At 70.2% G+C, this 23,886-nt stretch carries 32 protein-coding genes; 3 read left to right on the top strand and 29 right to left on the bottom strand.

All coding sequences use genetic code 11. The features are described 5' to 3' along the window. Nucleotides 1–71: 71 nt before the first annotated feature. The 9 genes from ACIQVZ_RS12770 to ACIQVZ_RS12730 all read right to left on the bottom strand — a co-directional run bounded on the left by ACIQVZ_RS12770 (nucleotide 72) and on the right by ACIQVZ_RS12730 (nucleotide 5,932). Nucleotides 72–869, bottom strand: coding sequence for a hypothetical protein (locus tag ACIQVZ_RS12770; protein ID WP_402449384.1), 798 nt, complete (start codon nucleotides 867–869; stop codon nucleotides 72–74). Between the two features lie 95 nt (nucleotides 870–964). Next, nucleotides 965–1,153, bottom strand: a complete 189-nt coding sequence (locus ACIQVZ_RS12765; protein WP_402449381.1) for a hypothetical protein — start codon at nucleotides 1,151–1,153, stop codon at nucleotides 965–967. Nucleotides 1,154–1,734: 581 nt separating this feature from the next. Further along, nucleotides 1,735–1,935 (bottom strand): hypothetical protein, encoded by a 201-nt coding sequence (locus ACIQVZ_RS12760; RefSeq protein ID WP_402449379.1) that lies wholly within the window; start codon nucleotides 1,933–1,935, stop codon nucleotides 1,735–1,737. Further along, nucleotides 1,932–2,486, bottom strand: coding sequence for a hypothetical protein (locus ACIQVZ_RS12755; RefSeq protein ID WP_402449377.1), 555 nt, complete (start codon nucleotides 2,484–2,486; stop codon nucleotides 1,932–1,934). The genes ACIQVZ_RS12760 and ACIQVZ_RS12755 overlap by 4 nt, the downstream gene beginning before the upstream one ends. Nucleotides 2,487–2,680: 194 nt before the next feature. Next, complete coding sequence (locus tag ACIQVZ_RS12750) at nucleotides 2,681–3,394, bottom strand: hypothetical protein (protein WP_402449374.1); 714 nt, start codon at nucleotides 3,392–3,394, stop codon at nucleotides 2,681–2,683. 122 nt (nucleotides 3,395–3,516) lie between these two features. After that, a complete protein-coding gene (locus tag ACIQVZ_RS12745; RefSeq protein ID WP_402449371.1) occupies nucleotides 3,517–3,789 on the bottom strand; it encodes a hypothetical protein in 273 nt (90 codons plus the stop codon). 41 nt (nucleotides 3,790–3,830) lie between these two features. Continuing rightward, nucleotides 3,831–4,073: a hypothetical protein gene (locus ACIQVZ_RS12740; protein ID WP_402449369.1), complete on the bottom strand. Its 243-nt coding sequence runs from the start codon at nucleotides 4,071–4,073 to the stop codon at nucleotides 3,831–3,833. Beyond that, nucleotides 4,073–4,306 carry a transglycosylase SLT domain-containing protein gene (locus tag ACIQVZ_RS12735; RefSeq protein ID WP_402449469.1) on the bottom strand — a complete coding sequence of 78 codons (234 nt, stop codon included), beginning with the start codon at nucleotides 4,304–4,306 and terminating at the stop codon, nucleotides 4,073–4,075. Before ACIQVZ_RS12735 ends, ACIQVZ_RS12740 begins: the two co-directional genes overlap by 1 nt. A 75-nt stretch (nucleotides 4,307–4,381) precedes the next feature. Further along, a complete protein-coding gene (locus tag ACIQVZ_RS12730) occupies nucleotides 4,382–5,932 on the bottom strand; it encodes a LysM peptidoglycan-binding domain-containing protein (RefSeq protein WP_402449368.1) in 1,551 nt (516 codons plus the stop codon). A 315-nt stretch (nucleotides 5,933–6,247) separates the two neighbouring features. Here ACIQVZ_RS12730 and ACIQVZ_RS12725 point away from each other — a divergent pair, with 315 nt between their 5' ends. Next, nucleotides 6,248–6,496, top strand: a complete 249-nt coding sequence (locus ACIQVZ_RS12725; RefSeq protein WP_402449365.1) for a hypothetical protein — start codon at nucleotides 6,248–6,250, stop codon at nucleotides 6,494–6,496. Between the two features lie 52 nt (nucleotides 6,497–6,548). Here ACIQVZ_RS12725 and ACIQVZ_RS12720 read toward each other — a convergent pair whose 3' ends face one another. The 7 genes from ACIQVZ_RS12720 to ACIQVZ_RS12690 are packed head-to-tail and all read right to left on the bottom strand — an operon-like array spanning nucleotide 6,549 to nucleotide 13,511. After that, complete coding sequence (locus ACIQVZ_RS12720) at nucleotides 6,549–7,070, bottom strand: hypothetical protein (RefSeq protein WP_402449363.1); 522 nt, start codon at nucleotides 7,068–7,070, stop codon at nucleotides 6,549–6,551. After that, entirely contained in the window at nucleotides 7,067–8,242 is a 1,176-nt protein-coding gene (locus tag ACIQVZ_RS12715; RefSeq protein WP_402449361.1) for a hypothetical protein, read from the bottom strand. Before ACIQVZ_RS12715 ends, ACIQVZ_RS12720 begins: the two co-directional genes overlap by 4 nt. Continuing rightward, nucleotides 8,242–9,390, bottom strand: a complete 1,149-nt coding sequence (locus ACIQVZ_RS12710) for a hypothetical protein (protein ID WP_402449359.1) — start codon at nucleotides 9,388–9,390, stop codon at nucleotides 8,242–8,244. Before ACIQVZ_RS12710 ends, ACIQVZ_RS12715 begins: the two co-directional genes overlap by 1 nt. A 14-nt stretch (nucleotides 9,391–9,404) precedes the next feature. Continuing rightward, nucleotides 9,405–10,643, bottom strand: a complete 1,239-nt coding sequence (locus ACIQVZ_RS12705) for a phage distal tail protein (protein ID WP_402449357.1) — start codon at nucleotides 10,641–10,643, stop codon at nucleotides 9,405–9,407. After that, nucleotides 10,616–12,787 carry a hypothetical protein gene (locus tag ACIQVZ_RS12700; RefSeq protein ID WP_402449355.1) on the bottom strand — a complete coding sequence of 724 codons (2,172 nt, stop codon included), beginning with the start codon at nucleotides 12,785–12,787 and terminating at the stop codon, nucleotides 10,616–10,618. Before ACIQVZ_RS12700 ends, ACIQVZ_RS12705 begins: the two co-directional genes overlap by 28 nt. Nucleotides 12,788–12,831: 44 nt before the next feature. After that, complete coding sequence (locus ACIQVZ_RS12695; protein ID WP_402449353.1) at nucleotides 12,832–13,272, bottom strand: hypothetical protein; 441 nt, start codon at nucleotides 13,270–13,272, stop codon at nucleotides 12,832–12,834. A gap of 59 nt (nucleotides 13,273–13,331) precedes the next feature. Continuing rightward, nucleotides 13,332–13,511, bottom strand: a complete 180-nt coding sequence (locus ACIQVZ_RS12690; RefSeq protein WP_402449351.1) for a hypothetical protein — start codon at nucleotides 13,509–13,511, stop codon at nucleotides 13,332–13,334. Between the two features lie 413 nt (nucleotides 13,512–13,924). Between ACIQVZ_RS12690 and ACIQVZ_RS12685 the strand changes: the two genes are divergently transcribed. After that, complete coding sequence (locus tag ACIQVZ_RS12685; protein WP_402449349.1) at nucleotides 13,925–14,392, top strand: hypothetical protein; 468 nt, start codon at nucleotides 13,925–13,927, stop codon at nucleotides 14,390–14,392. A gap of 23 nt (nucleotides 14,393–14,415) precedes the next feature. Here the strand turns inward: ACIQVZ_RS12685 and ACIQVZ_RS12680 are convergent, their stop codons facing one another. From ACIQVZ_RS12680 to ACIQVZ_RS12635, 10 genes are all read right to left on the bottom strand, one after another. Continuing rightward, nucleotides 14,416–15,018 (bottom strand): hypothetical protein, encoded by a 603-nt coding sequence (locus tag ACIQVZ_RS12680; protein ID WP_402449346.1) that lies wholly within the window; start codon nucleotides 15,016–15,018, stop codon nucleotides 14,416–14,418. A gap of 19 nt (nucleotides 15,019–15,037) precedes the next feature. After that, nucleotides 15,038–15,466: a hypothetical protein gene (locus tag ACIQVZ_RS12675; protein ID WP_402449344.1), complete on the bottom strand. Its 429-nt coding sequence runs from the start codon at nucleotides 15,464–15,466 to the stop codon at nucleotides 15,038–15,040. Continuing rightward, complete coding sequence (locus tag ACIQVZ_RS12670) at nucleotides 15,463–15,750, bottom strand: DUF5403 family protein (protein ID WP_402449342.1); 288 nt, start codon at nucleotides 15,748–15,750, stop codon at nucleotides 15,463–15,465. The genes ACIQVZ_RS12675 and ACIQVZ_RS12670 overlap by 4 nt, the downstream gene beginning before the upstream one ends. Beyond that, a complete protein-coding gene (locus ACIQVZ_RS12665; RefSeq protein ID WP_402449340.1) occupies nucleotides 15,731–16,114 on the bottom strand; it encodes a hypothetical protein in 384 nt (127 codons plus the stop codon). The genes ACIQVZ_RS12670 and ACIQVZ_RS12665 overlap by 20 nt, the downstream gene beginning before the upstream one ends. Continuing rightward, the gene (locus tag ACIQVZ_RS12660) at nucleotides 16,111–16,545 is read right to left on the bottom strand and encodes a hypothetical protein (protein ID WP_402449337.1); all 435 of its coding nucleotides are present in this window, start codon (nucleotides 16,543–16,545) and stop codon (nucleotides 16,111–16,113) included. Before ACIQVZ_RS12660 ends, ACIQVZ_RS12665 begins: the two co-directional genes overlap by 4 nt. Beyond that, nucleotides 16,542–17,570: a P22 phage major capsid protein family protein gene (locus ACIQVZ_RS12655; RefSeq protein ID WP_402449467.1), complete on the bottom strand. Its 1,029-nt coding sequence runs from the start codon at nucleotides 17,568–17,570 to the stop codon at nucleotides 16,542–16,544. Before ACIQVZ_RS12655 ends, ACIQVZ_RS12660 begins: the two co-directional genes overlap by 4 nt. Nucleotides 17,571–17,635: 65 nt before the next feature. Next, nucleotides 17,636–18,133 (bottom strand): hypothetical protein, encoded by a 498-nt coding sequence (locus ACIQVZ_RS12650; protein WP_402449335.1) that lies wholly within the window; start codon nucleotides 18,131–18,133, stop codon nucleotides 17,636–17,638. An 8-nt stretch (nucleotides 18,134–18,141) separates the two neighbouring features. Then, nucleotides 18,142–19,002 carry a hypothetical protein gene (locus tag ACIQVZ_RS12645; RefSeq protein WP_402449333.1) on the bottom strand — a complete coding sequence of 287 codons (861 nt, stop codon included), beginning with the start codon at nucleotides 19,000–19,002 and terminating at the stop codon, nucleotides 18,142–18,144. Further along, complete coding sequence (locus ACIQVZ_RS12640) at nucleotides 18,962–20,425, bottom strand: phage portal protein (RefSeq protein WP_402449331.1); 1,464 nt, start codon at nucleotides 20,423–20,425, stop codon at nucleotides 18,962–18,964. The genes ACIQVZ_RS12645 and ACIQVZ_RS12640 overlap by 41 nt, the downstream gene beginning before the upstream one ends. Next, complete coding sequence (locus ACIQVZ_RS12635; RefSeq protein ID WP_402449329.1) at nucleotides 20,425–21,804, bottom strand: terminase; 1,380 nt, start codon at nucleotides 21,802–21,804, stop codon at nucleotides 20,425–20,427. Before ACIQVZ_RS12635 ends, ACIQVZ_RS12640 begins: the two co-directional genes overlap by 1 nt. A gap of 456 nt (nucleotides 21,805–22,260) precedes the next feature. On the opposite strand from ACIQVZ_RS12635, the gene ACIQVZ_RS12630 reads away from it, so the two are divergent. Beyond that, nucleotides 22,261–22,482, top strand: a complete 222-nt coding sequence (locus ACIQVZ_RS12630) for an MbtH family protein (RefSeq protein ID WP_402449326.1) — start codon at nucleotides 22,261–22,263, stop codon at nucleotides 22,480–22,482. Nucleotides 22,483–22,593: 111 nt separating this feature from the next. On the opposite strand, the gene ACIQVZ_RS12625 is transcribed toward ACIQVZ_RS12630, so the two are convergent. Genes ACIQVZ_RS12625 through ACIQVZ_RS12615 form a run of 3 tightly spaced genes read right to left on the bottom strand, consistent with a single transcriptional unit; the run spans nucleotide 22,594 to nucleotide 23,441 of the window. Further along, nucleotides 22,594–22,824: a hypothetical protein gene (locus tag ACIQVZ_RS12625; protein WP_402449323.1), complete on the bottom strand. Its 231-nt coding sequence runs from the start codon at nucleotides 22,822–22,824 to the stop codon at nucleotides 22,594–22,596. Between the two features lie 12 nt (nucleotides 22,825–22,836). Next, complete coding sequence (locus ACIQVZ_RS12620) at nucleotides 22,837–23,187, bottom strand: hypothetical protein (RefSeq protein WP_402449321.1); 351 nt, start codon at nucleotides 23,185–23,187, stop codon at nucleotides 22,837–22,839. After that, entirely contained in the window at nucleotides 23,184–23,441 is a 258-nt protein-coding gene (locus ACIQVZ_RS12615; protein ID WP_402449320.1) for an HNH endonuclease, read from the bottom strand. Before ACIQVZ_RS12615 ends, ACIQVZ_RS12620 begins: the two co-directional genes overlap by 4 nt. Nucleotides 23,442–23,886 lie beyond the last annotated feature (445 nt).

Genomic DNA, 23,886 nt, shown 5'->3' with positions numbered 1-23,886 from the left:
TTCTGTCGGGTGCGGGCCGCCGGTCGGTCGGCCCCGTGGATGTTCAGGTCGGGGCGGTTAACAGGCCGGGGTCAGGAGGAGCGGCGGGCGGTGCCGGTCTGGCGCCCGGCCTCGTTCTTCCAGGCGACGCGGCCGATGATCCCGGCGTCCGAGGCCCGGTCGTCGGCGAAGCGGCGGCGCAGGGTCAGGAAGCGGTCGAAGATCGGACGGTCGATCTTCACCGGGCGGAACTCGGCCTTGGCCGGGGTGATGTGGAGCACCGCCCCCGCGTCGATCTTCGGGAAGGGCTGGATCTTGCGGTCCACGGTGATCAGGTCGTCCGCGTGGGCGTAGGCGGCGAGCTGGGCCGCGACCGACAGGTACACGCTCTTGCTGGTCTTCAGGTCGCCCAGGATCGTCTTGCCGCCGATCTTCACCATGAAGTCGAAGCTGCCCGCGTACTCGTGCTCACGTGACCAGGCGACGTCTTCGGCGTGCAGCAGCTCAGGCTGGTAGCGGTCGAGCCACGCTTCGATGTGCGCGACGTACGGCTCGACGTCGTGGTGCGGGTAGGGCACCTCTTCGCCGCGCAGCCGCAGCTCGAAGTAGTCGTGGACCAGCGAGCCGACGTCGGCGCGGACCTTGGTGTACCTCTTCGCCGCGTACTTCAGGAAGTCCACGGCTGCCTGCCGGTCGCGGGCGGCGATGCGCTGGACCACCTCCAGGTCGGTCACCGCGGTCTCGGCCGCCATGCCGGCCGACCAGTCCTGAAGGAACGGCTTGGCCTCCATGTTCAGGATGGACGTCACCGAGGGGGCGAGGTCGCCCGTCTCGGGATGGATGTAGTAGCGCGAGCCCTTCTGGTGGATCGTGCGGACGCCTTCGGACATGCGGTCCTCTCTGTTTTGGGCATGCAAAAGCCCCGGCCGTCCAAAGGACAGCCGGGGCTGATGGTTACTTACTTACCTTACCGACCCCACAGGCTTCAACGGCGGCGCAGCAGCGCCCAGGTGACGGGACCGGTCAGGCCGACAGCTGCTGCGGTCGTCGTTGGCCAGCCGACCTGGTTGTGCAGGCTGAGTGTGGTGAACGCCCCGTGGACGTAGATGGCGGCTTCCCGCCAGGTGATCGGCCGATCAGCCGCCGAGGGCTTGGGATGCCTGGGCTGTGTCATGATGAGAAGGTTCCTCTCTGTGGCTACGAGACCGCATGACGGAACACGCGGGCCACCCCCGGCAAGGGGTGGCCCGCTCCGCGTGGTGAGATCCTACGTACCATCAGAGGACTCGCCAAATCTCATTTCTTCGCACACACATCGCTCCAGCTCAGCGCCTGCGTGGTGGTTTCGTCGCTGAATCCTCAACCCTCTGGAATGGTGTCAGCGCACAGTCCTGAATCGCCCCCGAGTAGTGCCCTCTAGCAGCTCGGCGCGCCACCACGGTATGCCAACTCAGTAGGCCAACCGCGTTGGCGTGCCGACATGGCCCGAGCTGTGTCGGCGCGGAGGTTAAAACGGGCGTTTTGGCACGCCAGGCAGCCCCGATGGCAGTTCGATACATAAATCGAACGACTCATGGACTTAGGTAGTCGAATGACCCGACCGGGCGACCCTTCTTGATGACTCAATTAAACCATTGAATGGCATTCAAAAATTGATTCGTCAGGCATGATTGAACGCTGCGTTCCGACATCCTTGGATTGAAAGCCCTGGAACCAATAGAGGCCGGGATGGGAGTATCTATCAGATTATTTCCATTAGGGTCGGGGTTGCGTTAGCGACGGAATGCTTTCCGAGAAGCCAGGAACCTCGGCCTCGACGCGGGCGTTCGCGGCCTGCTCGTCGGCCTCGCGCTCGTCCGCCGTCAGCAGCTCCGGCACGGGCGTGTAGACGAACAGCACGTTCTCGATCGCGGTCGCGGTGCGGTCGATCGCGTCGCAGCGGTCGCGCAGGGTCATACGGTGGCCTCCAGGGCATCGCGGATTCGGGTGTGAAAGGCGGCGAGAGAGCCGGTGTTGTCGATCACCAGGTCGGCATGCTCGGGACCGAGCTGTTCGCTCGGGTGGATGCCGTCGGCCCTACCCCGGTCGATGAACCAGACCGTGAAGCCGTTGGCGCGCAGCGCGGCCACCTCGTTGTCGAAGCGCACGTCGGTCACGACCACCGGGCCGTCCACGGCAGTGGCGGCCCGCAGGCACCGCATGATCCAGAAGTCCGGGTCGACGTGCCGCCGGACGCCCTCCGTGCCGAGCCGCTGCAAGAACCTGCGGGCCTCCGGGAACCGGTCCTTCACCGTCTCCCAGCCGTAGCGGTCCACCGCGTCGGTCAGGCGGATCAGGGCCGGGGCGTGGACGCCCAGCATCTCGGTGCCCACCACCGGGTCGATGTCGAAGGCCATGGCCTTCAGCGGGTCGGCCAGCGCGAGACGGACGTACCCGTACTCCCGCAGCACCGAGGCGGCCGTGTCCTTGCCGGACCGGGCGCGGCCGATCAAGGCGATGTTCTTCATGTCGTCACGCTCCTTCGCAAGCCGTTGAGCCAGACCGGTTAACAACCGGCCCGCCGCCCGCGCGCTGGCCAACCCGGTGCACGCCTCCGCAACCCTTGAGGTCACCCGGTTAACAACCCCTCCCGGGGAGGCCGGAACGCGAAAAGGCCCCGCCCTCCCCGAGACGGGGAAGACGGGGCCAGGGGGTGCGGGTGTCAGCTCAGCGAGTCCTCCAGCGCGAGCAGCGCCGCGCGGGTCTCGGCGAGTTCCCGGCGAAGCTGGGCCAGGACGGCGGGGTCGAGCCCTTCGAACGATGCCGGGGCCAGCGCCGCAACCGTGCGGTGCACGCTCTGCACCACCGCGACCGTGCGAGCCGGGGGGACCACGGCATCGTCACCGGCCTCCGGGTCCAGAACCGCGCCGATGCTCTGGAGGGCCGCCCGACGGTGGTAGTTCTCCGCCCGGATCGTGCTCTGGGCCTTGGGGATGATCTTGTAGTAGGCGAAGACTTCGGCGGCCGACGAGAAACCCGGGAAGCGCGCGGCCAGTTCCTCGGGACGCTCGTCCAGCGAAAAGACGTACGCCACTCGAACCGGCGAGAGCGCATCCCGAATGGCCTGAAGGATGCTCTGGCGGTCCTTCGCTACGGCGTCCCGGACCTCCTTGGGGGACATCGGCGGCGCCTTGATTCCCGCAGCGTCCAGAAGCGCTGACATCCACTGTCGCGCGGCGTAGCTCTCCCGACGGAGATCCGGGAGTCCCTTCGAGTTCGGAAAGATCAACGCAGTCTCGAACACCACCTCCGCGAGAGGGCCGAAGTCGCGGGTCTCCCTCGCGGGAGCTACCAGGGGCACGGCCTTGTCCATCACGGCCTGTGCGCCGGGGACGGCCTGCCAGCCGGGGGCGGCGGCCTTCTTGCGTGGGGGCATGGGTTCCTCTCAGATCAACCGGGATCGTTGTGCAACCAACGGTCCCGGTCATCCATTCCACCACGGCGGCCCGGGGACGAGAAAAGGCCCAGACCTGTCCGAGGGCAGGTCGGGGCGGGGGTTCATCGCTTCGGCTTCATCTCGTCTGTGCCGAGCACGGGGGCGGGGTGCGGGCAGGCGCAGCACTCGGTGAGGGCTTCGGCGCGGGCGGCCTCGCTGTTGGCGGCGTCGGTCTCGTGGGTGACGACGCGCTTACCCGCGGAGTGGCCGGCGGCCATTGTGGCCGCCATCAGCAGGAGGCCGATGACGGCTTCGTTGGTCTCGATCCCGGCGAGCTTGGGCGCGACGGTGCCCAGCGCGGTCAGCAGCGCGACGACGGCGGAGCGGGTCTTCACCGGGTTGGCGGTGATCCAGGTCTTCAGGTTGTCGATGGTGGTCAGCCCTTCAGGCGTGCGACGACGTCAGTGATCAGTGCGGTGCCTCCGGCGAGTCCGGAGGCGACGACGCCGTAGCGCCAGCGCTCCAGCGCGCGGACGCGGTCCTCGTGGTCGCGGAGCGTCTGGTCCACGGCGTCGCTGCTCTGGGCGAGCGAGCGGACGTCCTCCCGGACCTCGACCAGCGTGTCGTAGATTTCGCGGGGGCCGATGACCACGCCGCTCAGTCGCTCGTCCTCGGCCATCAGTACCCCCCTGAGTTCCAGGCGATCGACTCGAACGAGCCGTACGTCGCGTTCGCGTAGCGGACCCCGGCGATGATCGAGTCCACCGGGTTGAGGATGTCGCGGTGGCCGGGCAGCGAGTATGTGTCGAATGTGGGCCGGATGGTCTGGAGGAGGCCGTACGTCCCGCCGTACAGTGCCTCGTTCGAATCCCAGTGGTTCTCCGCCTTGGGGTTGCCCCCGGACTCGACCATCACGCGGTGCTCGATCGCCGCCGCGCTGGGGACGAGGTCGCCGTTGGCGCGCAGGATGTCCCGGGCCTGTTCGGTTCACCCGGCGAGGTCGTTGGAGTAGCTGGTGCTCGGGGTGGCCGGTACCACCTGCTCGACCGGCGGGGCCGGGGCGGGTTCGGCCGGTGCGGGCGCGGCAGGTTCCGGGGCCGGGGCCTTCGGGGTCGGGGCCTTCGGGGCGGCCGGGCGCGGGACGGGGGCGGAGCCGTCGGGGATCACGATCGACTGCTCGGGGAAGATCAGGTCCGGGTTCGCCACGGTCGCGGCGTTGGCGGCGACCAGGGCCTCCAGCGTGACGCGGTAGCAGGCGGCGATGCCCCACAGAGTGTCACCGGGCACGACGGTGTGGACCGGCGCGGCGGTGGCTCCGGCGGTGGCGGTTGGCAGGCTGACGACCTGGCCGACCTCGATCCGGTCCGGGTCGGCGATCTGGGGGTTGGCGTTGACCACGGCGTCCAGGCCGACGCCGTAGCGGGCGGCGATGGCGGAGAGGGTGTCGCCGGCTGTGACGGTGTGGGTGGCCGCGCCCGGGGCCGGAGACGGCAGCGGGTCCGGGCTGGGGACGGGCTGTTCGGGCTCGGCCGGAGCCGGGGCCGGAGTCGCCTCCGGGGCGGGTGCCTCGGTGGCCGGGGCTGCCGTGGGCGTCGCGGTGGCGGCGGGGACGGTGAGCTGCTGGCCCTCGGTGATCCGGTCCGGGTTGTCGATCTGCGGGTTCAGCGAGAGCAGCCCGGCAACGGTGGTGCCGAGCGCGACGGCGATCCCGCCGAGCGTCATGCCCCGGCGGACGGTGATCGTTCGGGTGGCGGGCTGCTGCGGTGCGGGAGCGTCGCCGTGCTCGGTGAGGAGTCGGGCGAGCTGGCGAGGGCCGGGGATGCCGTCGGCGCTGTCGGTGTCGCCGAGCTTGAGCTGCCAGGCCCGGAAGGACGCGGTGTCGGCGGTGCCCCACACCGGCCCGGGGCCCTCCTTGTAGCGGGAGCAGCCCGCGCGCACCAGGGCTCGGCCCACGGCGGTGATGTGCTCGCCGCGCGCACCCGGGCCGTACGGCAGACCGTTGATGGTGACGGGCTGACCGGTCGGCGTGCCTGTGCTGGTTTCAGTACCGCTGTTGGTGCCGCCGGAGGTGAAGGCGGGGCGGCCGACGCCGAGGACGACGGAGCGGGGACGGGTTTTGCGGGCGACGTAGCCGCCGGAGCCCTGGCCCGCGCCGTCGCCCTTCGCGGTGTTGCCCTCGACGGTCTTCACGCTCTGGCCGGGGTCGCAGTCCTCCAGGACGATGCCGACGTGGTCGGCGGTGGGGCCGCCGTCCCAGGTGAAGAAGATGATGTCGCCGCGCTTGAAGGCGGCGGAACTGCCGTACCACTGGCCCTTGTTACGGAATGCCTGGACGTGCGATGGGCAGTAGGCGAAACGGCCGACGGCTGCGGCTTCGCCGCCCTTGTCGGCACACCAGGAAGCGAACATGTCGCAGTACGGCTCGTGGTTGAAGCCCGGGGCGTACCACTTGCCGAAGGGGGTGTCGTAGTACTTGCCGTTCGGGGAGAGGCTGCCCCGGTAGTTCTGGTCGGCCCACCGCAGGGCCTCGGTGATCATTGCATCGCGGGAGATGGAGCAGGTCCTTTCAACAAAAAGGCCCCGCCCGGGATTTCGGGCAGGGACGATGGTATGTATATGACCGGTTTCTGTCTCTTGGCGTGGCCTATGAAGTCCTAGGCTCACTGTCAAGCGACGGGGAGCGGAGGGCTCTGCCGTCATGCTCTTAGAGCACCGGAAAGGGAGCACTCAATGCGCAATGGACGAAAGGCCCTCGTGGCAGCGCTCGTGGCGGGTATGGCCAGCATCAGCCTCGCCACTGCGACTTCAGCGTCCGCTCAGATCTACGGGCCTGGATCTTGCAGCAATGGAGCCATGGACATCGTTGGCCCCAGCGGGGCTTACCAGTGCTTCACGTGGGACGGCGTGCACGGCGGGTCGCGTAGTGGCAGCTATCTCCTCGTCAACGACTGGTACAAGCGCGTCGACTCGGGCATCTACCGCCTCACCGTGAGCTGGCATGACACCGTGTCTGGCCAGTGGTGGAGCGTACCGCTCGGATCCTTCCAAGCCTCCCAGCAGCCCTCCAGCAACAGCATCCTGTACAGCATCACATTCAACTAACCAAACTGGGCTGTCGTTTCGACCGTGGCGACCCACTTCCGGCCAACGCTGGTCAGGCGTAGCCGGGTGGGATCGGCACGGGGGTCCAGATGCCGGCCTCGGTCGCGCCGGGGGCCTGGTTGAACGGGAGGGCGATGGCCACGCCGGGGTCGACGGTGCCTCCGCCTTCGATGTCGGTGCGGGTCTGGAGGAGGAGGCGCTGCCACTCGCCGGGCTGGCCGCCTCCGGTGGGCAAGGCCCAGTCGAGCCTGACCCAGCCGTTGTTGAGTGCGTCGCCGGTGTACTGCCATTCCGCGGTGACGGGGCGGGCCTTGTCGACGTCGAAGAGACGGAGCCAGAGGCCTGCGCCCTGCTTGGTGGAGACGCGGCAGTCCAGGCGCAGGACGGGGTGGACGATGCCTGCGGTGGGGATGGTGGCGGCGGCGCGCCAGGTGGTGTCGACGTCCAGGCCGGGGCGGTAGGGGGTCATGGGGAGCACCGCGCCCAGGGCGCTTGCGGTGCGTTCCATGGCGGACAGGCGGGTGTCGATGCCCTGGAACTCGTCCGCCAGGGTGGGGCGGCCGTAGACGGTCATGCGGCCATCTCCAGCTCTCCGCGCACCCAGTCGTCCACGCGCTCGAAGATCGTGACGGGGACGAGGAAGAGGTTGGTCTCCTCGCCGGACTTTGCGACCTTGGTGTTGATCTCCTGGATCACGTACTCGGCGTCGATTCCGGGCCAGTTGGTGGTGCGGGCGCGGACGCGGATGCGGTGGCCGACGCGCAGTTCGGCGGCGGAGTACTCGCCGCCGGGGTGGAGGGTGATCTCGGGGACGATGAGGGGGAACGCGCCGACGGCGGTCATGCGCTCGGCCTGGGCGGTAAGTGTTTCGGTCCTGACCACCGAGTTGTTGGTGGCGATGGACGCGAGGCGGGGGATGCGGCGGCCGTCCTCGGTTTCGAGCGGGCCGTTGTACCACCAGCTCTTGAGCTGGCCCCATCCTTCTCCGGCCCCGTTGACGCCGGTCTCGGTGCACATCTGGTCGCCGTCGCTGGTGACGGAGGTGACGGTGCAGTTGGTGCCGTGCTCCAGGACGATGCCGGTGTCCACGCCTCCGGCCGGGTACAGCCACCTCATGCGGTTGCGGATCACGTGGGCGTCCACGTCCCAGTCGTGGTCGATGCGGAAGTCGAAGCCCTTGATCACCGCGCCCAACTGCTCGACCGCTTCGCCGACCGATTTCCACTCGAACCATGGGTAGGTGCGTTCCCGGGCCATGGTGGTCAGGTCGGGGTCGAAGGTGAGCGCGCCGGGGCCGTTGCTGCCCCAGTAGCCGGACCGGCCGGGGGCGACGGGCGAGGGGCTGTCGGCGAACTGCTGGATCAATTCGCGGGCGATGGTGGTCTGTTCGCGCGGAGTGGTGCCGGTGCTGTATCCGAGGTTGATCGTGTTTCTGCGGTAGTAGTCCCACAGGCCGACGCAGCCGAGCGTCATCTTCTCGGCGGCGAGGTCCACGGACCAGGTCAGCAGCGGGCCGCCCCACAGGACGCGGCTGCCGCGCTGGACGTGGGCGATGATGCGCCACGGCGAGATCAGCGACCAGTCCAGGCCCGCGAGCGGTTCGGCGGCCAGCGGCACGGTGAAGGACGCGGCCCCGGGGGCGTTGAGGATGGAGCGGTAGTTCAGGGCCGAGACGGGCAGCTCGGCCAGCAGTCGGCTGCCCTTAAACTCGGAGAGGATCACGCGGTAGTCGGTAGCCTCCGCCATCAGGCCGCCAGGGTGACGATGGCATCGGCGTAGGACGTCCAGGCGGCGGAGAGCTTGACGTTGTTGTTCAGCGTGTACTCCGGGGCACAGGTCGCCGAGACTTCCAGCGGCGTTCCGGCGGGCACCCGGATGGTGGCGCTTCCCCGGGCGTCGCGGGTGTCACCGGCCTTGGTGTACTGCGGGCGGCCCGCGCGGCGGCGTTCGCCGTGGCCTACGAGCGTCGGGATGATCCAGCCCTCGCCGAACTCTCCGCGATAGGTCGCCTCGAAGTTCACCGTGACCAGCCGGGGGTAGGGGGCCGCTGGAGCGGTGAAGACGTGCCAGCCGTCGTCGCCCCACGATCCGTCTCCCGCCTGGTAGACGGCGTCCAGCCGGACCGCGCCGGGGACGAGGGGGGCGGTGGTGCCGGGGCCGGTGACCTTGTGCAGGGCGGCGGTCGCCGAGTCGTAGACGAGACTGCCGGCCGGGGCTCCGGTGGCGGCCTGGGCGATGCCCTGGGCACCGGCGGTGCGCAGGTGGCGAAGGGGGGTGGTGTCGAGCTGTCCGGCGGGGACGAAGCGGATGTCCTCGATGCCGGTGATGCCGGTCCGGTTGATGGAGACCAGTGCCAGGCGCACCGTGTTGGAGGGCACTGGCCAGTCCCTGGCGCCCGGGGTGGACTCGGCGAGGACGGCGATCGACCAGCCGCGCGCGCCCTCCTTGGTGACCTGTGTGCCGGAGGCGGCGGTGGCGTACGGGGTGCCGTCGGCGGTGAAGGTGACGGGCTGCATGTACTGGTCCGCGGTGGTGCGGATATCCATCAGCAGGGGGCCGGCGGGCAGGCTGTCCGGGTCGGCGAAGGCGACGACGAGGTCCTGGCGGGCGGCCTCCCCGGCCTTCGGGGTGGAGCACTGGAGCTGGACGGAGGCTTCCAGGCTGGCGAAGTGCACCGCGCCCTTGTGGGACACGGCGATGTCGTCGGGCAGCCACACCGAGCCCGCACTGATGCTGACGCGGGGGGTGGGGTTGTCGACCTTCTCCACCAGGAGGGCGGTGGGTCCGGCGACGCCGACGTGGGCGCCCCGGGTTCCGCCGATCATCGTGCGCAGGTCGAGCGCGTCGTACCTGCCTTGCTGGATGAACAGGGGGGCGCGGAGTTCAACTGCCAAGAGTGGTGGGGTCCTTACATCCAGGCGGAGCGCCAGAGCACGTCCGCCGTGACCCCGTCGGGGCCTTCGAGTACGTCGAGTTGCACGGTGCTCGCGCCGGGCGGGACGGCGAACCAGGCGGAGCCCGGGTCGACCTGCCCGAAGCGCGAGGCCCCGTTGAGGGTGATGCGGCGGCGGCCCATGTCGATCACGAGGGCGTCACCGCGTCCGACCCGGAGCCCCCGGACGGCGAAGCGCTGGCGGACCCCTGCGTGGACGAGGGTCAGCGACGGGTCGCGGATCTCGCCGGTGGCCGGGGTGAGCCGGATGACGGGCCAGGTGTCGACCGAGCCCCGGTTGTCGATGTCCGGCGCGGCCCGGGTGGTGGGCCCGCTGCCCATGTCGAACGGGAACGTCAGCGGGAAGATCGGCCGGCCGCCCCGGGGGACGGCCACGGCCACGGTCGCCCGCGCCTCGTCGGCGGAGTACAGCCGGGGGTCGGTGGCGAGGAGTTCGACGGTGACGCGGCGGCGGCCCGCGTGGAAGTCGCGGTCCACGGTGACGGCGCGTTTGCGGACCCGGGCCGTGATGCGGGCCTTGCCGCCCGCGATGCCGGGGAACGCGAACGAGAACGGCCGCTCGGCTCCGCCGGGGGCGAAGGCGGCCAGCAGGTCCGGCAGCTCGTGGTCGTCCAGGGCCAGCATGGTCAGGGTGACGGTGCGGGCGCCCATGTAGTCGGTGCCCGGGGTGAGGCCGTCGCGCTGAAGCAGTTCGGCGTCCGAGGTGCGCACGTCGGGCGCGTCCAGGAGGCCGGCCACCTCCTCCAGCACGATGGAGGAGTTCTCACCGAGCAGCAGGCCGCCCCAACTGGCCGTCCATGGGGCGGCGGTGTAGGGGTTGCGGGCGCTGGGCTGGGGGCCGGTGTCCGGCATCGCCGGGGGCGGCAGGTCCGGCAGGGTGCGGAAGACGACCGGGTCCGACCAGGCGTCCAGGCCGGGGCCGGCGCAGTGGTAGCGCACCCGGTACTCGGTGTCCGGCTCCAGCGGCGGGTCGTCCGCGAGCGGGCCCCGGTCGCCGACCAGGGCGGTGCCCGGCCAGTCGGGGTCCTCGCCGTCGTAGTGGGCTTTGCCCGTTGCGGTGTTGGTGGTCTCGATGTCCGTCCACGCGCCCGGCGTCTTCGTGAAGAAGACGCGGGCGGTGTGGGCGGTGACGTCGCCGATGAAGGGTGGGGAGAGAGCCCCGATTGCTACCTCCCGGAGGTCTTCAGCTCCCACGCGATCTGCTTGCCGATCTCGTGGGGGTCCGCGTTGGTGCGGGCGTTGACGGTGATGGCCGGGCCGTAGCGCTCCCGGCCCGCCTTGGTCGCGGTGTCGGGGTGGCGCAGTCCGGCGGCGGCGCGCTGGCCGTAGCCGTAGGTGTCCAGCGAGCGCAGCCCCGAGGCGACCGGGCGAAGTGCCTGTTCCAGCGGGCTCGCGTAGGCGGCGGCCGGCATCGCGGCCAGCATCATCGGCGCGGCCATCAGCGAGCGCGGAGCTGCGGCCGAAGTGGCCGGTGCGGGCGCGGACTTGAACGGATTGAGCGAGCCGAAGATGCTGGAGACGACCCCCGTCACGGAGATCGACTTCATGCCGTTGACCAGGCCCTGGATCGCCGACTTGCCCTTGTCGAACAGCAGCGAGCCCAGGTCGCCGATCGCCGAGACGATCTTGCCCGGCAGCGAGGCCACGTACGAGACCACGGTCGAGATGCCGGACGACACTCCGCTCGCGATGTTCGACCATGCCGAACTGACCGTGCTGGTACAGGAGTTCCACGCCGACGACGTCCACGACTGGACGTTGTGCCAGGCCGTCGAGACGGCGGAGCCCACGGACGAGGCGGCCGACGAGACGGTGGAGGTCACGGACGACCAGGACGAGGCGGTCCACGAGGTCACGGACCCCCAGGCGGAGGCGGTCCACGAGGTCACGGAGCCCCAGGCCGACGCCACGGCCGAGCCCGCGGAGCGGGCCGCCGACGAGACGGCGGAGGTCACGGACGCCCAGGTGGAGGCCGTCCAGGAGGTCACCGCGGACCAGGCTGCGGAGGTGGCGGACGTCAGCCCGTCCCACGCCGCCTGGACGGCGTGCCAGGCAGCCACGGCCCCGGTCGCCAGGTCGTCCCAGGCTCGCATCGTGAAGGCGAAGGCGACCACCAGCGCGCGTAGCCCGAGGTCGACCAGCCGCATCAGGGCGGCGGTCGCCTGCGCGTTGTCCTTGAAGGCGTCGAAGAACTGGCGCAGCGTGTCCGCGAACCACGAGATCGACGCGGCGATCTCGGGCGCGAAGGCGACCGCCAGGGAGGCGATCCCCTGAAGGAAGGCGTCGAGCAGGCCGACCAGCGGGCCCAGGATGAGCTGGAGTTGGGCCCCGCCGTTGGACAGGGTGATGAAGAAGTCGCCGAAGGCGGCCCCGATGCCGACGAGCGCCACCGGCAGCTGGTCGGTGAACGCCTTCATCCCCGGCGAGGCCATCGCCTCGGTGAGCTTGGGGAACAGGACGTCCGTGAAGTCCAGGATCGACTTCACCATAGGGCGTACGAACTGCGCCCCGGAGTCGAAAAAGGCCTTGAGCTGCGGTTCGGCCTGCTTGAACCAGGCCGTGACGTCCTTGACCGCGCCACCGAACTGGTCGCGCATCAGCGCCGTTGCAGGCTTCAGCGCCTCGCTGGCGGCCTGCATCGCCTCCTCGGCCTTCTTGCCGAGGGCCTTCATGTCGCCTGCCGCCGCGACGGCCGCAAGGCCCAGCGGCAGGACCGGCAGCGCCGCCAGCGCCAGGACGCCGATCAGCCCGGAGGCGACCACCGTCACCCAGGAGGCGATGGCGGTGACCAGCACCAGCAGCGGCAGCGCGGCGGCGGCGGACTGGGCGAACCCGGCCGCCATGCCCAGGGTGCCCTGGGCGGCCGAAGCGATGCCCGACCCGATGCCCTGGAGGGCGGAGGCCGTCTGCTCGATCGAGAGGGTGAAGAGCCGGCCGAAGTTGCGGCCGATGTCGGCGACCCCCGAACCGAGGGTCGACAGGCCCGACTTGACCCGCTCGAAGCCGCCCCGGGCGAGGTGGACGTTGATCCCCAGCCGCCAGCGGCGGCCGGTGAACGCCCGGACCCGGGCCTCGGCCGGGCCGGTGTCGGCGTCGACACCGACCCGGGTTCGTCGCTCGCGGGTGAGAGCGGCGATCCGGGCGGCGGCCTCGCCGGTGTCGGCGACGATGTTGACCCGGACGTTGCGGTCGTGGGTCAGCTCGCGCAGCCGGGCGTTCACGCCCGTGGTGTCAAGATCGAGCTTGACGGAGAGCTTGGTGTACTTCTCCAGCATCTCCAGGTAGTCCTTGAGCTTTCTGCGAAAGTCCGAGGTGTCCGGCAGGACGCGCACGTGCACGCGTCCGGCCTCCTTGCCGCCGGGACCGGCCACAGGCTCACCTCCTACGTGAGTCGGACCGGCGCGGACCGGGCAGGCGCGGCGGAGCGCGCGAGCACGGACGCCGGAAGGCGGAACGTTTCTGCAAGGGGGGTTTGAGGCTCGGCGATGGCCGGACCCCCTCCCTCGCCGACCTCACGCTGGAGGGCCTGGGCGAAGGGGTTTCCGCCGGAAGGCCGGCGGGCGCGCTTGGCGTACGGGCGCGGGTAGGGCTTGGGGCGCTCGACGGTGCGCGGGTTCTTGGCGGCCTTGGCGACCTGGACGTGGGTGAGCGCCTGGACGGCGTCCACCAGGTCCGCCAGGACGTACGCCTTGGCGTCCCAGCCCAGGGCCTCACGGCCGCCGCGCATCGCGGCCAGCGTCGCCGAGTCGTCGGGGAGCGTCCCGATCAGGGCGAGGATCAAGCGGGCGGAGTGCCGTCCCCGGACGAAGTCCAGGACGTCCACCCCGCAGTAGCGGCGCAGGTCGGCGGTGACCTGCGCGCCGTGCTCGTCCAGCAGCCTGATCAGGCTGCGGCTTCCCCCGGCGCGGCCTCCGCCATCCAGCCCTCAAGGATCTTCATCTGCTCCGGCAGCGGCAGCGCGTCCACAGACTCGCGCATCGCCTTCTTGTCGGAGGCCACCGAGACCAGCAGCGCGGACATCGCCTCGATCCGGCGTTCGTTGGACACCTTCTGCGACTGCACGATGTCCAGCAGGGCGAGCGAGGCGGTCAGGTCCTTGCCGGGCAGGGCCTCGATCCGGCGAAGCCGCAGCTTCTTGCCGTTCTTGGCCGTGAACTTCAGGCCCTTGCCGGTGTGTGCGCGCTCGGCCTCGGCGGCGAGAACTGCGAAATCCAGGGTGGTGCTCAGGGGGAAATTCTCCTAGCTGGGTGGTGTGTTGAGATATACGTAGCTGCGCTTGGCGTACTGATGGTGATTGCCTGCCGAGTGACGCACAGTTCGCGCCGTGATCAGCAGCAAAGGTGCGGGAATATCAGATTGTCCTATCTGGTATGTGGCCGAATATTCGTCCCTCTCCCGGGTGATTGTCGCGAATGTGACACCACCCCTACGGTGTCCTCCAGGGGCAGGAACTCTGCCCATGAGGGAGGTCGAATATGTTGGCGAAAATGCTTGCCCGCAGGGTAGTTCCGATCGCGCTGGGGACGACACTCGCATTCGGTGCCGTGGCACCGAATGTCGGTGCGACGACCCTCGCCGAAGGAGGGTCCACGCCCGTCGGGTTCAGCGTGGACCGTGGCAGTTACGGCTCGGCGCAATTCAACGGCACGCTGACATGGGACGGCGAGGGCGGGTACACCGTTTCCGGCCAAGTGGGGGTCAATCTTCCCTCGCCCGGCCGGATGACCGCCTGGCTTGAATACGGCGGCGAGCGCGAAGGCTGGAAGCAGTCCAACGAAGCCGACACGGGAGCCGGAGGCCACATCTCGAAGGTCGACTACGCGAATGTCAACGTGTCGGGCAAGATCCCCAAGGGGGACAAGCTCGAACTGCGTGTCAGTTCTTGGATGGCCTCGATCAACGCGTACAAGGCAAGCCCCAAGCAGCAGTTCGTGATCTCGTAGCGAGACGTACGCCCCCGGGCGGGTCAGGCAGCCGGTGCCTGGAGGCCGGCGGCCAGGTCGAAGACTGGCGTCACGCTGCCGAGCGGGGTCGCCTGGTTGAGGGCGACGACGGTGGCCTTGACGGGCATTTCGCCGAGCGCGGAGGGGTCCATGGTCACCGCGTCCGCGCCGATGATGCTGGTCTTCGGGTAGTGCCACACGACGGCCTTGCCGCCGTCCACGGCCGCGATCATCAGCGCCCGGTTCTGCGCGCTCGGGGACGTCGGGATCGAGAAGAGGCCCTTGCTGTCCAGGCCCTTGTCGGTGCCGTAGTACAGCTTGTAGGACTCCGCGGTGAAGTCGGACAGGTTGATCGTCACCGCGTAGGTCTTGCCGGGGTCGGTGGTCTTGAGGCTCTTGTTCTGCCACGAGCCCAGCACCTCCGGCTCGTCGCCGTCGACGCTCATCTCGATGCCGTTGTCGAGCGAGGTGTTGCCGATGGACTTCCAGTTCAGCCCGGCCGGGCCCCACTTGGTCGAGTCCTTCGGGTCGAGCCCGGCCTTCAGGTCCGGCAGCGCGGTGCCCGGCGGGGCGACGTAGATGTATCCGGTGCCCGGTACCAGGACCGGGGCGTCGTCAGCAGCCAAGCTGACTCCTTTCCGGCCCTCAGCGGGGCCTTGTAGCGATCATGTAGTTGGCCGAGAAACGGAAGAAGCCGGTCTGGGCCTCGGTCATGGGGTCGGTGGTCATGAACGGGCCCGTGGCCTCCCTGAAGCGGGAGAGGTAGCCGTCCGCGTTGCCGAACTGCTCGAAGGTGAGGCGGACCAGACCGGCGCGGGCCCGGCGGGCGAGCAGGGAGGCGTCCGCGCGGCTGGTGGCGTAGGTCTGGACGGTGAACATGCCCTCGTCTATGAAGCGCTTGTCCTTCATCACCCCGCCGACGCGGCGGGCGATCACCAGGCCGCCCGACGTGCGCAGGGCGAGCTGCCAGTCGGTGGGCAGGTAGACCGCGCAGCGGTGCTCCGGCACGACGGTGCGCAGCGCGTCCATGACGATGCGCTCGGAGTCGGGCATCAGGTACGGCTCGCGGCTCACCACAGGGCGGCCTCCATCGCGTGGATGCCGTCCACGTGGCGCCCGGCGCGGTGGTTGAAGCCGCCCCAGTTCTTGTCGGCGGCCAGCGGGTCCAGGTTGACGATGGCGTAGCCCTTGGCGTGGCGGCGCACCTTGATCCCGGCGATGAACTCGCCGGTCTCGATGTGGAGGGCGGCTTTCGCGACGACGCGGGCCGCTCGTTCCTCGGCTTCCAGCTTGAGGGCGCCCATCACGCCGGGCAGGGCGGCGACCATGGAGTCAGCGTCAGGACGGATCTCCGCCACTTTGCCCGCCTCCTTCCACGATCACGGTCACGAACCTCATCCGGTCGGACGCGCCGTGGTGGGCGCGGGGGGCGTCGACCACGGCCCAGCGGGTGCCGGGGTCCCCGTCGTCGGCGAACTCCAGCGCGGACCACTTGTCGATCACGACGTTCGGCGGAAGGACCACCTTGCGGCGCACGGGCGGGGACCAGCCGACCTGAGCGCCGACCGGGGCGCGCCAACCGGCGGCGTCGCCGACGGGGGCGACCCACGCCCAGTAGGCACTGGACGGCCCGGGTGCCGGCCGGTGGTCGCCGTAGCCGTCATCGGCCATGACCACCGTGTGGACCGTCACGCGGGTGCGGCCCCGCTCCAGCAGGCTCACGCCAGCCCCCAACTGTCCTCGGGGTCCGGGTAGGGGTAGCCGGTGCGCAGGCCCCGCGAGAGCACGGAGCGTTGGCCCTGCACGGACTTGAGACCACCGCGGCCGGCCACCCGCTCGATCAGCGCGCTCTCGCCCCGGGTCAGGGCGAGGCCGATCGGCGTGCCGTCGGGCATCCGGTAGGACACCTCTCCGGCCTGCTCCTGCACGTACCCCTCGGGGTTGCGGAAGCGGCGGTCCGCGACGGCCAGGGCCAGGGTGCGGATCACCGGAGGGTGGCGCTGCGGGGTCCATGCCGGGTGGCCGGTGGCGGCGATCACCCAGAAGGCGTCTTCGAGCGCGGCGCACGCCCGCTCCCAGTCCGGCGTACCGGTGGCGGGAGCGGGCTTGCCGAGCCGGGCGAACAGCGCGTCGACCGTCAGAGCGCTCGTCACGCGGCCAGGGCGAACTGCTTCGGCTCGCCGGTGAACGTGACCTTGACACCCCGGACCTTGACGATGTTCGCGGGCTTCGACCAGTCGGTCTCACCCTTCTTCAGGTCGGTGACCAGGGTCGCGCCCCAGTACGAGGACAGGAAGGAACGCTCCATCGCCGCACCGGAGTTGTAGTCCTTGATCCAGCGCAGCGCGAAGCCGCTCGCGTCCTGCCGGCCGCCCTTCGCGGACTCCGGGACCGACGGCGAGCCGGAGACGAGCTGGACCGCGCTGCGGTGGAAGGCGTAGACGCCCAGCGGGCTGAGCTTGTCGTTGGTGGACTCCACCAGGGTGAAGCCGTGGATGCGGCCGACGGTCGACTCGCGCAGCGCAGCGCCGCCGTTGGCGGACTCGTTGGCCTTCAGGATGTTCGGGTCGTTGAGCAGGTAGAACGCGGCCTCGGAGCCGAGCACGGCCATGCGGCCCTCGGCCGGGATGTTCTCCCGGTTGAGCTGGACGCGCAGGCGCGCCAGGGCCTTGCGGATCATCTGGCCGGCCTGCTCGTCGCTGGTGGCCTTGGTGAGGTCGACGGGGATCTTCGCGGCGGTGGCGACCTCGGGGAACTCGGTCATCGCGGTGGCGACCTTGTTCTCCAGGCGCTCGGTGACGCTGTCCACCTGCGGGACCATGACCTGCTCGCCGAAGGACAGGAGGTCGAGCGAGAGTTCGGCGTCGGACAGGTCGACCGCGCTGTAGGCGTGGGTGTCGAGCTTGACGGTCAGCAGGCCCTCGTTCAGGTTCTCCGACTGAATCCAGGTGGAGGTGTCGTTGAACTTGCGCTTGGCGTCGATCGGCTCTTCCGCGCCCTTGAGGCGGGCGGGGCGGCGGATGTTGATGACCTGGCCGGTGGCGTTGACGAACTCGGACGCGGCGCGGCGGTCGAACATGCCCGCCAGGACCACGGAGTCCTTCAGGTTGGCCAGGGCCTGGCCGACGAGCTTGTCAGGGTTCTGGAAGGCGTTGGCACGGTTCGGATTGAGAGAGATGGCGCTGTTCCTCGGGAAGACGAAGAGCCGCCCCGGGCGTAGGGCGGCTCAGATGGCGGGTGGGGTCAGATGCCGTAGCGGCGCTGGCGCAGCTTCTCGGCCAGGCCCTTGTACGGGTCGGGCTCGGAGTGCGGGGTCAGCCCGCCCGCGCCCAGCAGCGGCTTGGGCGCGGCGACGGCGGCCAGCTGCTCGGCATGCGCGCGGATCGCGGCCTCGTCACCACCCTGTACAAGCTGGGCGAGGACGGGCGGCAGCGCGTACTCGGAGGCGATCCGGTCCCGGAGGGCCTGCTCCTGGAGCTGGGCGACCTGCGCGCGCAGCTCGTCCGCCTCGACACCGGCCTCGGTGGAACGCTCGCGGGTGGCGTCCAGGTCGGCGTTCAGCCGCTCGTACAGCGCCTTGTAGTCCGGCTCCACCGGAGCGGGGGCGGCCGGGCTCTGCTCGCCGCTCTCCACGGCGGGGGCCTCGGGCTCGGGGGTGGCGGGCGGGGTGTCCGGGTGGGCCACGCCGCCGGGGATCGCCTCGGCCGGGGTCGGGGTCTCGGGCGACGGGGTCTCGGACAAGCTCTCTCCTAGGTCTTCGTGGTCGTGCTGTAGTAGGTGCGCCAGTCGGCCAGCGAGCCCCCGCCGAAGTCCCGCCACATCCGGGAGAACTTGCCGTTCTCGGCGGGCAGTTGGTAGCGGCGGGAGAAGATGGGGACGGCCTGGCAGTGGCAGTGCGGGTGCGCGCCGAACGCGGCCGTGCGCTTGGACTTGTAGACCGCGCCACGGCCGGCCATCAGCGCGCAGAAGTAGCAGGGGCTCGCGTCGGTCTTGCGGTAGTAGCCGATCGCCCCCGGGTCGTCCTGGAGCGCGGCGTGGATCGCGTCGCGGCCGGCATCCTGGACGAGCATCCCGCCCGCCCCGGTGCTACCGGTCTTCAGCGACTCGGCGAACTCCTTTTCCCAGGCGACCAGGGCCGGGTCGTCCAGCGCGGACGAGCCGTGGCGGGCCGGGCGTTCGCGCTCGTGCGCGGCCACCCGGTCGGCGACCTGGTGGCGGAACGTTTCTTCAGCCCTGCGGGCCTCGCGGGCGAGGTCTTCGGCGGGGAAGGGATCGCGGGTGTCCATGGGCAGAGCCGTTGACGGGCCGGAGCCGGTCCGCTTGCCCGTGGCCCGGTTGAAGTCGGCCCACAGGGAGCCGAGTGAGGCACCCGGCCGGTAGCCGGGCCCGCCGATCACCCGGCCGGTCTCCAGCGCCCGCACCAGCCGGTAGAAGGCGATCGACAGGACGCGGGAAGCCGCCGCGGATTCGCGGACCGCCGCCGACCACTCGGCTTCCAGCTCGGTCAGCGAACCGGCGATCTCGCGGGCCTCGACGGCGGCCAGGGTCTCGGCCCAGCGGGCGGCGAACTCACCGGCCAGCGCTTGCTGCGCGAGCTGGTACGCGGCCACCGCCCGCAGCACCTCGGCCGTTCTTGGAGTCCACGCCACCGGCCGTCGCCTCCTTCTGCTGCTTCAGGGCCTCGGCCTCGGCGGCCTCCGCCTTGCGGGCGGCCTCCTCGGCGGCCTTCACCGCCTCGTCAATGTCGGCCTGGCTGAAGCCCGGCACCTTGCGCAGCGCGACCGCGAGCGGGACGCCCTGCTGCATCAGCTTGACCATCGCGTCGGCCGCCTGGGCCAGCGAGCGCGTCGCCTTCTCCGCCCACTCGACCTGGCTCTCGTCCTGCTCGATCTCGCCCCGGCCGGCCGCGAGCGCGCACAGCCGGAACACCGACTCCCACGACTCGCCCAGCGAGTCCTGGAGCGTGGACAGGAACCGCTTGAACGACGTCTCGGCAGCGGCCAGGGCGTCCGCACTCAGGTTCACCAGGTTCGACCCGGCGAGGTAGTGCGGCGGCACGTCCGCCAGGCCCATGATCTCCTCGACGGTCTGACGGCGGGAGGCCAGCAGGTCCCCCGTCGGCATCGTCGGGAGCTGCCCGAAGCGGGCGTCCGAGTTCGGGGCCATCAGCAGCGTGGACGGGTCCAGCGAGGGCACGTCGTAGACGGGTTCGCCGGTCTCCGGGTCGCGCAGCGGATCACCCGTCTCCGGGTCCAGGCGCTCGGAGGGGGCCAGGCCGGAGGCCCAGCGGATCGCGTGCGCGCCCCAGTGCTCCGTGAGCAGCAGGGACAGCGTCTGCTGGTTGAGGCGGTCCTGCGCGACGATCAGCGGCTCGACCAGGCTCCGGCTGCGGCCCCGCAGGTCCACCGCCGGGGAGAACCGCACCACCGGGCACAGGCCCATGCCGTGCGGCTCCGAGGAGAGCACCGCGGAATCCGGCTCGGCGTCCAGGTCGACGGTGTACTTCGCCACGTCGTCCCACAGGACGGCGACCGTGCGGTCCTCGTCCGGCTGCTGCTCGGGCACGTGCAGCGCGAACAGCGGGAACTCGTCCCACGCCGGGTCGGCGTAGACGGCCACCGTGCTGATCGCGTCGTAGGCGCGGATCAGCGGCTCGCGGCGGCCCTTGCGCGGGTCCGGGGTGACCACGGCGTACGCCGCGCCGGAGGTGAGGGCGGCGCGGTGGATCGCGTTCTGCCGCTCGTCCAGCCGGTTCTTCTGCCAGTACCGCCACTCGAAGGCGTTCTCACCGGAGCCCGGCTTGCGGAAGCCCTGGACGCGCAGGGCGTTCAGCGGGGCCTCCACCGCCAGGCTGCTGACGTTCACGATGGAGCGCTTCACCAGGTCCTTGAACTCGGCGTTGGCCTTGGCCGGCATCCACGGCGCGCGGTGTGCGCCGCGCGCGTAGCGGTCGACCAGGTTGAGCCGGTCGAAGTCGCGGTCGATCAGGCCCTTCGCGTGCCGGGCACGCTTGATCACGACGGGGAGGGACATCAGAACCCTCCTCGGGTCTGTAGCTGGCCGGGGGCCTTCGGGGGCTTGAGCTTGCCGCTCTCGGTGAGGCGGCGGTGGGCGATCCAGGCGAGGACCATGCACGCGTACAGGTCGACCTTCAGCTTCGACTCGCGCGACTCCTTGCCGAACGAAATGCCGTACTGGTTGGGCCTCTTGCGGGCGTTCAGGGTGTGCCGGGTGAGCGAGTAGTCGCGCACGTGCGGCAGGGCCACGGCCTCGATCGCTCCGACGAGCGCCATGTGCTCGGTCGTGATCTCGCGCTGGTTGGCGCGCATGTCGAAGCCGACCGTCGACTTCCCGGACGCCTTGATCAACAAGTGCTTGCCGTACTTCTCCGACCAGTCCGCGACGTAGGACTCCCACCCGGCGACGTCGGCGAAGAAGCCGACCACGGTGTACCGCTTGAAGACGTGGGCCACCATGTCGTTGACCTCGGTGCCGTCGACCTCCCAGGTCTTTCCGGCCGGGCCGTCGGGCTTCTCCCACAGGGCGAGCTTCTGGACGAGCTTGTCCCGAACTCTCATCGCCAGGAGGCCCGTTGAGTCGTCGGTCTTGCCGCCGTCGAAGGACAGCACGATCCGCTCGCCCGGCCGTATGCCGTCGGCGGGCTCGACCGTGGCCAGGTCCCAGGTATCGCGGTCCACCAGCGCGTCGTCATGGCTGGAGAGCTGGTTGAGGTACTTGCGACGGGACTCGTCCTCGGAGGTGGACGCGGACCAGATGTCGCGCATCACCCGCTCGGGGTTGATCCAGACCGAGTCGCCCCGGGCGCACAGGATCGCGGCGCGCAGTTGGTCCTCGTCGGCGAGATCGACCCCGGGCGGGGCCTCCACCGAGTCGTAGTAGATACCGGCGTCGCGGTTGACCCCGTCGCGCTGCTTCTCGAAGGCGTACCAGGTGCCCTCGGCCACCGACTCCTCGCCGATCACCGGGGCGTTGGTGATCTCCATCGTCCGCCCGCCCACCTTCGTGGCGTTCGGGCGGATCGTGGCGGCCAGGCGCGGGCCGTGGTTGCCCTCGACCCAGTGCCACGTCTCGTTCAGCAGGGCGAAGCTCGGCCGGCCGCCCTCGGCGGCGCGGAAGCTGCTGGCCTTGGCCTCCAGGCGGCACTGGCGGCCGTCGGTGTCGGTCTGCGAGGCATAGCAGACCTCTTGCCCCAGCTTGATCGCGTAGCGGTCGATCGCGGCCTGGCTGAAGATCGTGCTCAGCGCCGACATCGTGTTGACGTTCTGGCCGGCGGCCGTGGCGAAGATCTGCACCCACGCCTCTTGCGGCGGACCGCCGATCGGCGAACCGTCGGCGCGAAAGCCCACCAGGCGGCAGGGACCGACGAATTCCATCGCGGCCACCGACGCCATCTTCGGGTCCTTGCCCCAGCCCTTGAGGCGGCGAAGCGTGCCGGACTCGTACCGGAACGCCCGGCCCCAGGTCTCGGGGTCGTTCGGGTCCTCCGGTACGGCGTCGTCGCGCAGCTCGTACCAGCGAGCCAGGATTCTGACCTGCTCGGGGGTGTACTTCCAGTCCGGCCGGAACGCTCGGGCGCTCCAGCGCAGCAGCTCGCCTGCGAGCGTTCGGCGCGGGTGCGGGACGTCGTCCGGGATCGTACGGACCGGGAGGTAGGTGATGGTCAGGGTGCCACCTCCTAACGGGTCACGCCGCGACTAATCTCCGTTTTCGCCCGCTACCACAAGGCTCGTCTCCCTAGCCGCAGGGCCGAGCGGAAGTCACTCGATTGAGTGACTAAAAGAATGCCCAACTATCAAGGTGGGAACGGAGCTGATCAGCATCAACCTCAGGCTGAAGGGCACCCCAATATGGCAGACGAGAGCCACACCGACGAGATCTACACCGTCCTGGTCAACGAGGAGGAGCAGTACTGCACCTGGCTCGCAGGCAAGGAAATTCCTGCCAACTGGAAGGAGGTCGGCAAGACCGGCACCCAGGAGGAGTGCCTGGCATACATCAAGGAGGTATGGACCGACATGCGCCCGCTCTCGCTTCGCCGCCACATGGAGGCAGCTGCGCGAAAGGAATAGCAGATGATGGGCTCCTGACTCCGCCAGGCCACAGCCCCACGGCCCGCCCCGGCTGGACCTCGGAAGGTTCAGCCGGGGCGGACTGCTGCCCGGCCGTAGGACGGCCACCTCCTACGGCTGGACTGCCTCCCGGTGGGCGCGCTCCTCCAGCAGCCGGGCAGCGTCGACTGAGACGTGCTCACCGGCCGCGAACGGCGAGTTCATGTCGTGGGCCCACAGCTCCCGGGCCGTCTCGTGCGGCACGGCGGCGTCCAGGCAGGTCTGGTAGTAAGTGATCGTCCGCGCGATGCGCAGGGACTCGTCCGAGGGGCCGGCGGCTCGTGCTGCCTTGCGGCGTGCCACGGCGGGCTCCTCTCAGACTCGGTTGCCCCAGCGGGCGGCGATGGCGTCGCGGGCGTTGTGGCCGCGCTTGGGGCCCTCGCCCTCACCGCGGATTCGGGCGAGGTGGCCGGCGGCCTGCGTACGGCTGAGCTGGGCCTGAGCGATCCCGGGGTGCAGGACCATCATCCCGGCGCGGTTGCCGCCGGGGATCATCTGGCCCTCGCGCTTCACCACGGCGTCGAGCTGGGCGGCGCGGGCGAGCATCGGCGCGGCAACGTCGATCAGCGCGAGGTCGGTCGGCTCCAAGTCCAACTCGCTCTCGTACAGCTCGACCAGCGCGGCGCGGATCGACGCCGGGTTCTTCTCGGTCGGGTCGACGTTCAACGGACCTCCCCGGGGTGCGTACGGCGGTTTCGGGCGGGCTGCCAGCGGTCCGCGGCGGCTCTCTTGCGGGCCCGGCCGGCGTCGGCCGCGTCCTTGCGGAGCACGTGCCAGTCGCACAGGGCGCGGAGGTTGGCGGGGTCGTCGGAGCCGCCTTCGGAGGCGGGGACGAGGTGGTCGCAGTGGCGCGCTGGCTCGGCACACGGCTCGCCGGTGTCGTAGCGGATGTGCTGGCACATCCAGGCGTCGCGGTTCATCACCGCGCGGCGAAGGCGGGCCCAGTGTGGGGGAAGAGGGGTCGTGCGGCGCGAACTCGGGCCCACGGCAACCTCCTTGAGCGCAGGGCCCCGCCAGGTGCTCGACCACGACCGGGGAGAGAGGACCGGTCGGGGAGCGTTGCCCTGGCGGGGCTACGACGGAGGCCGGCCGGGTGCCGCTGCAACAGGTGCGCGCACGCGCGGTAGCTGCCTCCACATGTATTTAGGACGCCCGGTTAACACCGCCGACGCCTGCGGCCTCACCCTCCGCAGTCAGTGCGTGGCGCTGAGTGCATCACTGCTGGTCACGCTGTGTAGATGATCCAGAAGGAGGGGTCGGCCGGCGTCCGTATCGGATCTCGACTGCTATGACGCTCCGGGCAATGAAGGAACGCGCGCGGGAGGCACCCCCCGGGGTGCCCCGCAGCAGCCGCCGAACCGCCAT

Source organism: Kitasatospora sp. NPDC098663, from assembly GCF_044760075.1.
GTDB lineage: Bacteria > Actinomycetota > Actinomycetes > Streptomycetales > Streptomycetaceae > Kitasatospora.
This window is presented reverse-complemented; position numbering and strand designations above follow the sequence as displayed.

Excerpts from the sequence above, each read along its gene's own strand:
- ACIQVZ_RS12615 (WP_402449320.1), bottom strand. The coding sequence starts at position 23,441 with ATGAACCGCGACGCCTGGATGTGCCAGCACATCCGCTACGACACCGGC.
- ACIQVZ_RS12635 (WP_402449329.1), bottom strand. The coding sequence starts at position 21,804 with ATGGCGTCGGTGGCCGCGATGGAATTCGTCGGTCCCTGCCGCCTGGTG.
- ACIQVZ_RS12750 (WP_402449374.1), bottom strand. The coding sequence starts at position 3,394 with ATGCCCCCACGCAAGAAGGCCGCCGCCCCCGGCTGGCAGGCCGTCCCC.
- ACIQVZ_RS12735 (WP_402449469.1), bottom strand. The coding sequence starts at position 4,306 with ATGGTCGAGTCCGGGGGCAACCCCAAGGCGGAGAACCACTGGGATTCG.
- ACIQVZ_RS12765 (WP_402449381.1), bottom strand. The coding sequence starts at position 1,153 with ATGACACAGCCCAGGCATCCCAAGCCCTCGGCGGCTGATCGGCCGATC.
- ACIQVZ_RS12730 (WP_402449368.1), bottom strand. The coding sequence starts at position 5,932 with ATGATCACCGAGGCCCTGCGGTGGGCCGACCAGAACTACCGGGGCAGC.
- ACIQVZ_RS12715 (WP_402449361.1), bottom strand. The coding sequence starts at position 8,242 with ATGGCGGAGGCTACCGACTACCGCGTGATCCTCTCCGAGTTTAAGGGC.
- ACIQVZ_RS12770 (WP_402449384.1), bottom strand. The coding sequence starts at position 869 with ATGTCCGAAGGCGTCCGCACGATCCACCAGAAGGGCTCGCGCTACTAC.
- ACIQVZ_RS12755 (WP_402449377.1), bottom strand. The coding sequence starts at position 2,486 with ATGAAGAACATCGCCTTGATCGGCCGCGCCCGGTCCGGCAAGGACACG.
- ACIQVZ_RS12640 (WP_402449331.1), bottom strand. The coding sequence starts at position 20,425 with ATGTCCCTCCCCGTCGTGATCAAGCGTGCCCGGCACGCGAAGGGCCTG.
- ACIQVZ_RS12720 (WP_402449363.1), bottom strand. The coding sequence starts at position 7,070 with ATGACCGTCTACGGCCGCCCCACCCTGGCGGACGAGTTCCAGGGCATC.
- ACIQVZ_RS12760 (WP_402449379.1), bottom strand. The coding sequence starts at position 1,935 with ATGACCCTGCGCGACCGCTGCGACGCGATCGACCGCACCGCGACCGCG.
- ACIQVZ_RS12630 (WP_402449326.1), top strand. The coding sequence starts at position 22,261 with ATGGCAGACGAGAGCCACACCGACGAGATCTACACCGTCCTGGTCAAC.
- ACIQVZ_RS12725 (WP_402449365.1), top strand. The coding sequence starts at position 6,248 with ATGGACATCGTTGGCCCCAGCGGGGCTTACCAGTGCTTCACGTGGGAC.
- ACIQVZ_RS12740 (WP_402449369.1), bottom strand. The coding sequence starts at position 4,073 with ATGGCCGAGGACGAGCGACTGAGCGGCGTGGTCATCGGCCCCCGCGAA.
- ACIQVZ_RS12685 (WP_402449349.1), top strand. The coding sequence starts at position 13,925 with ATGTTGGCGAAAATGCTTGCCCGCAGGGTAGTTCCGATCGCGCTGGGG.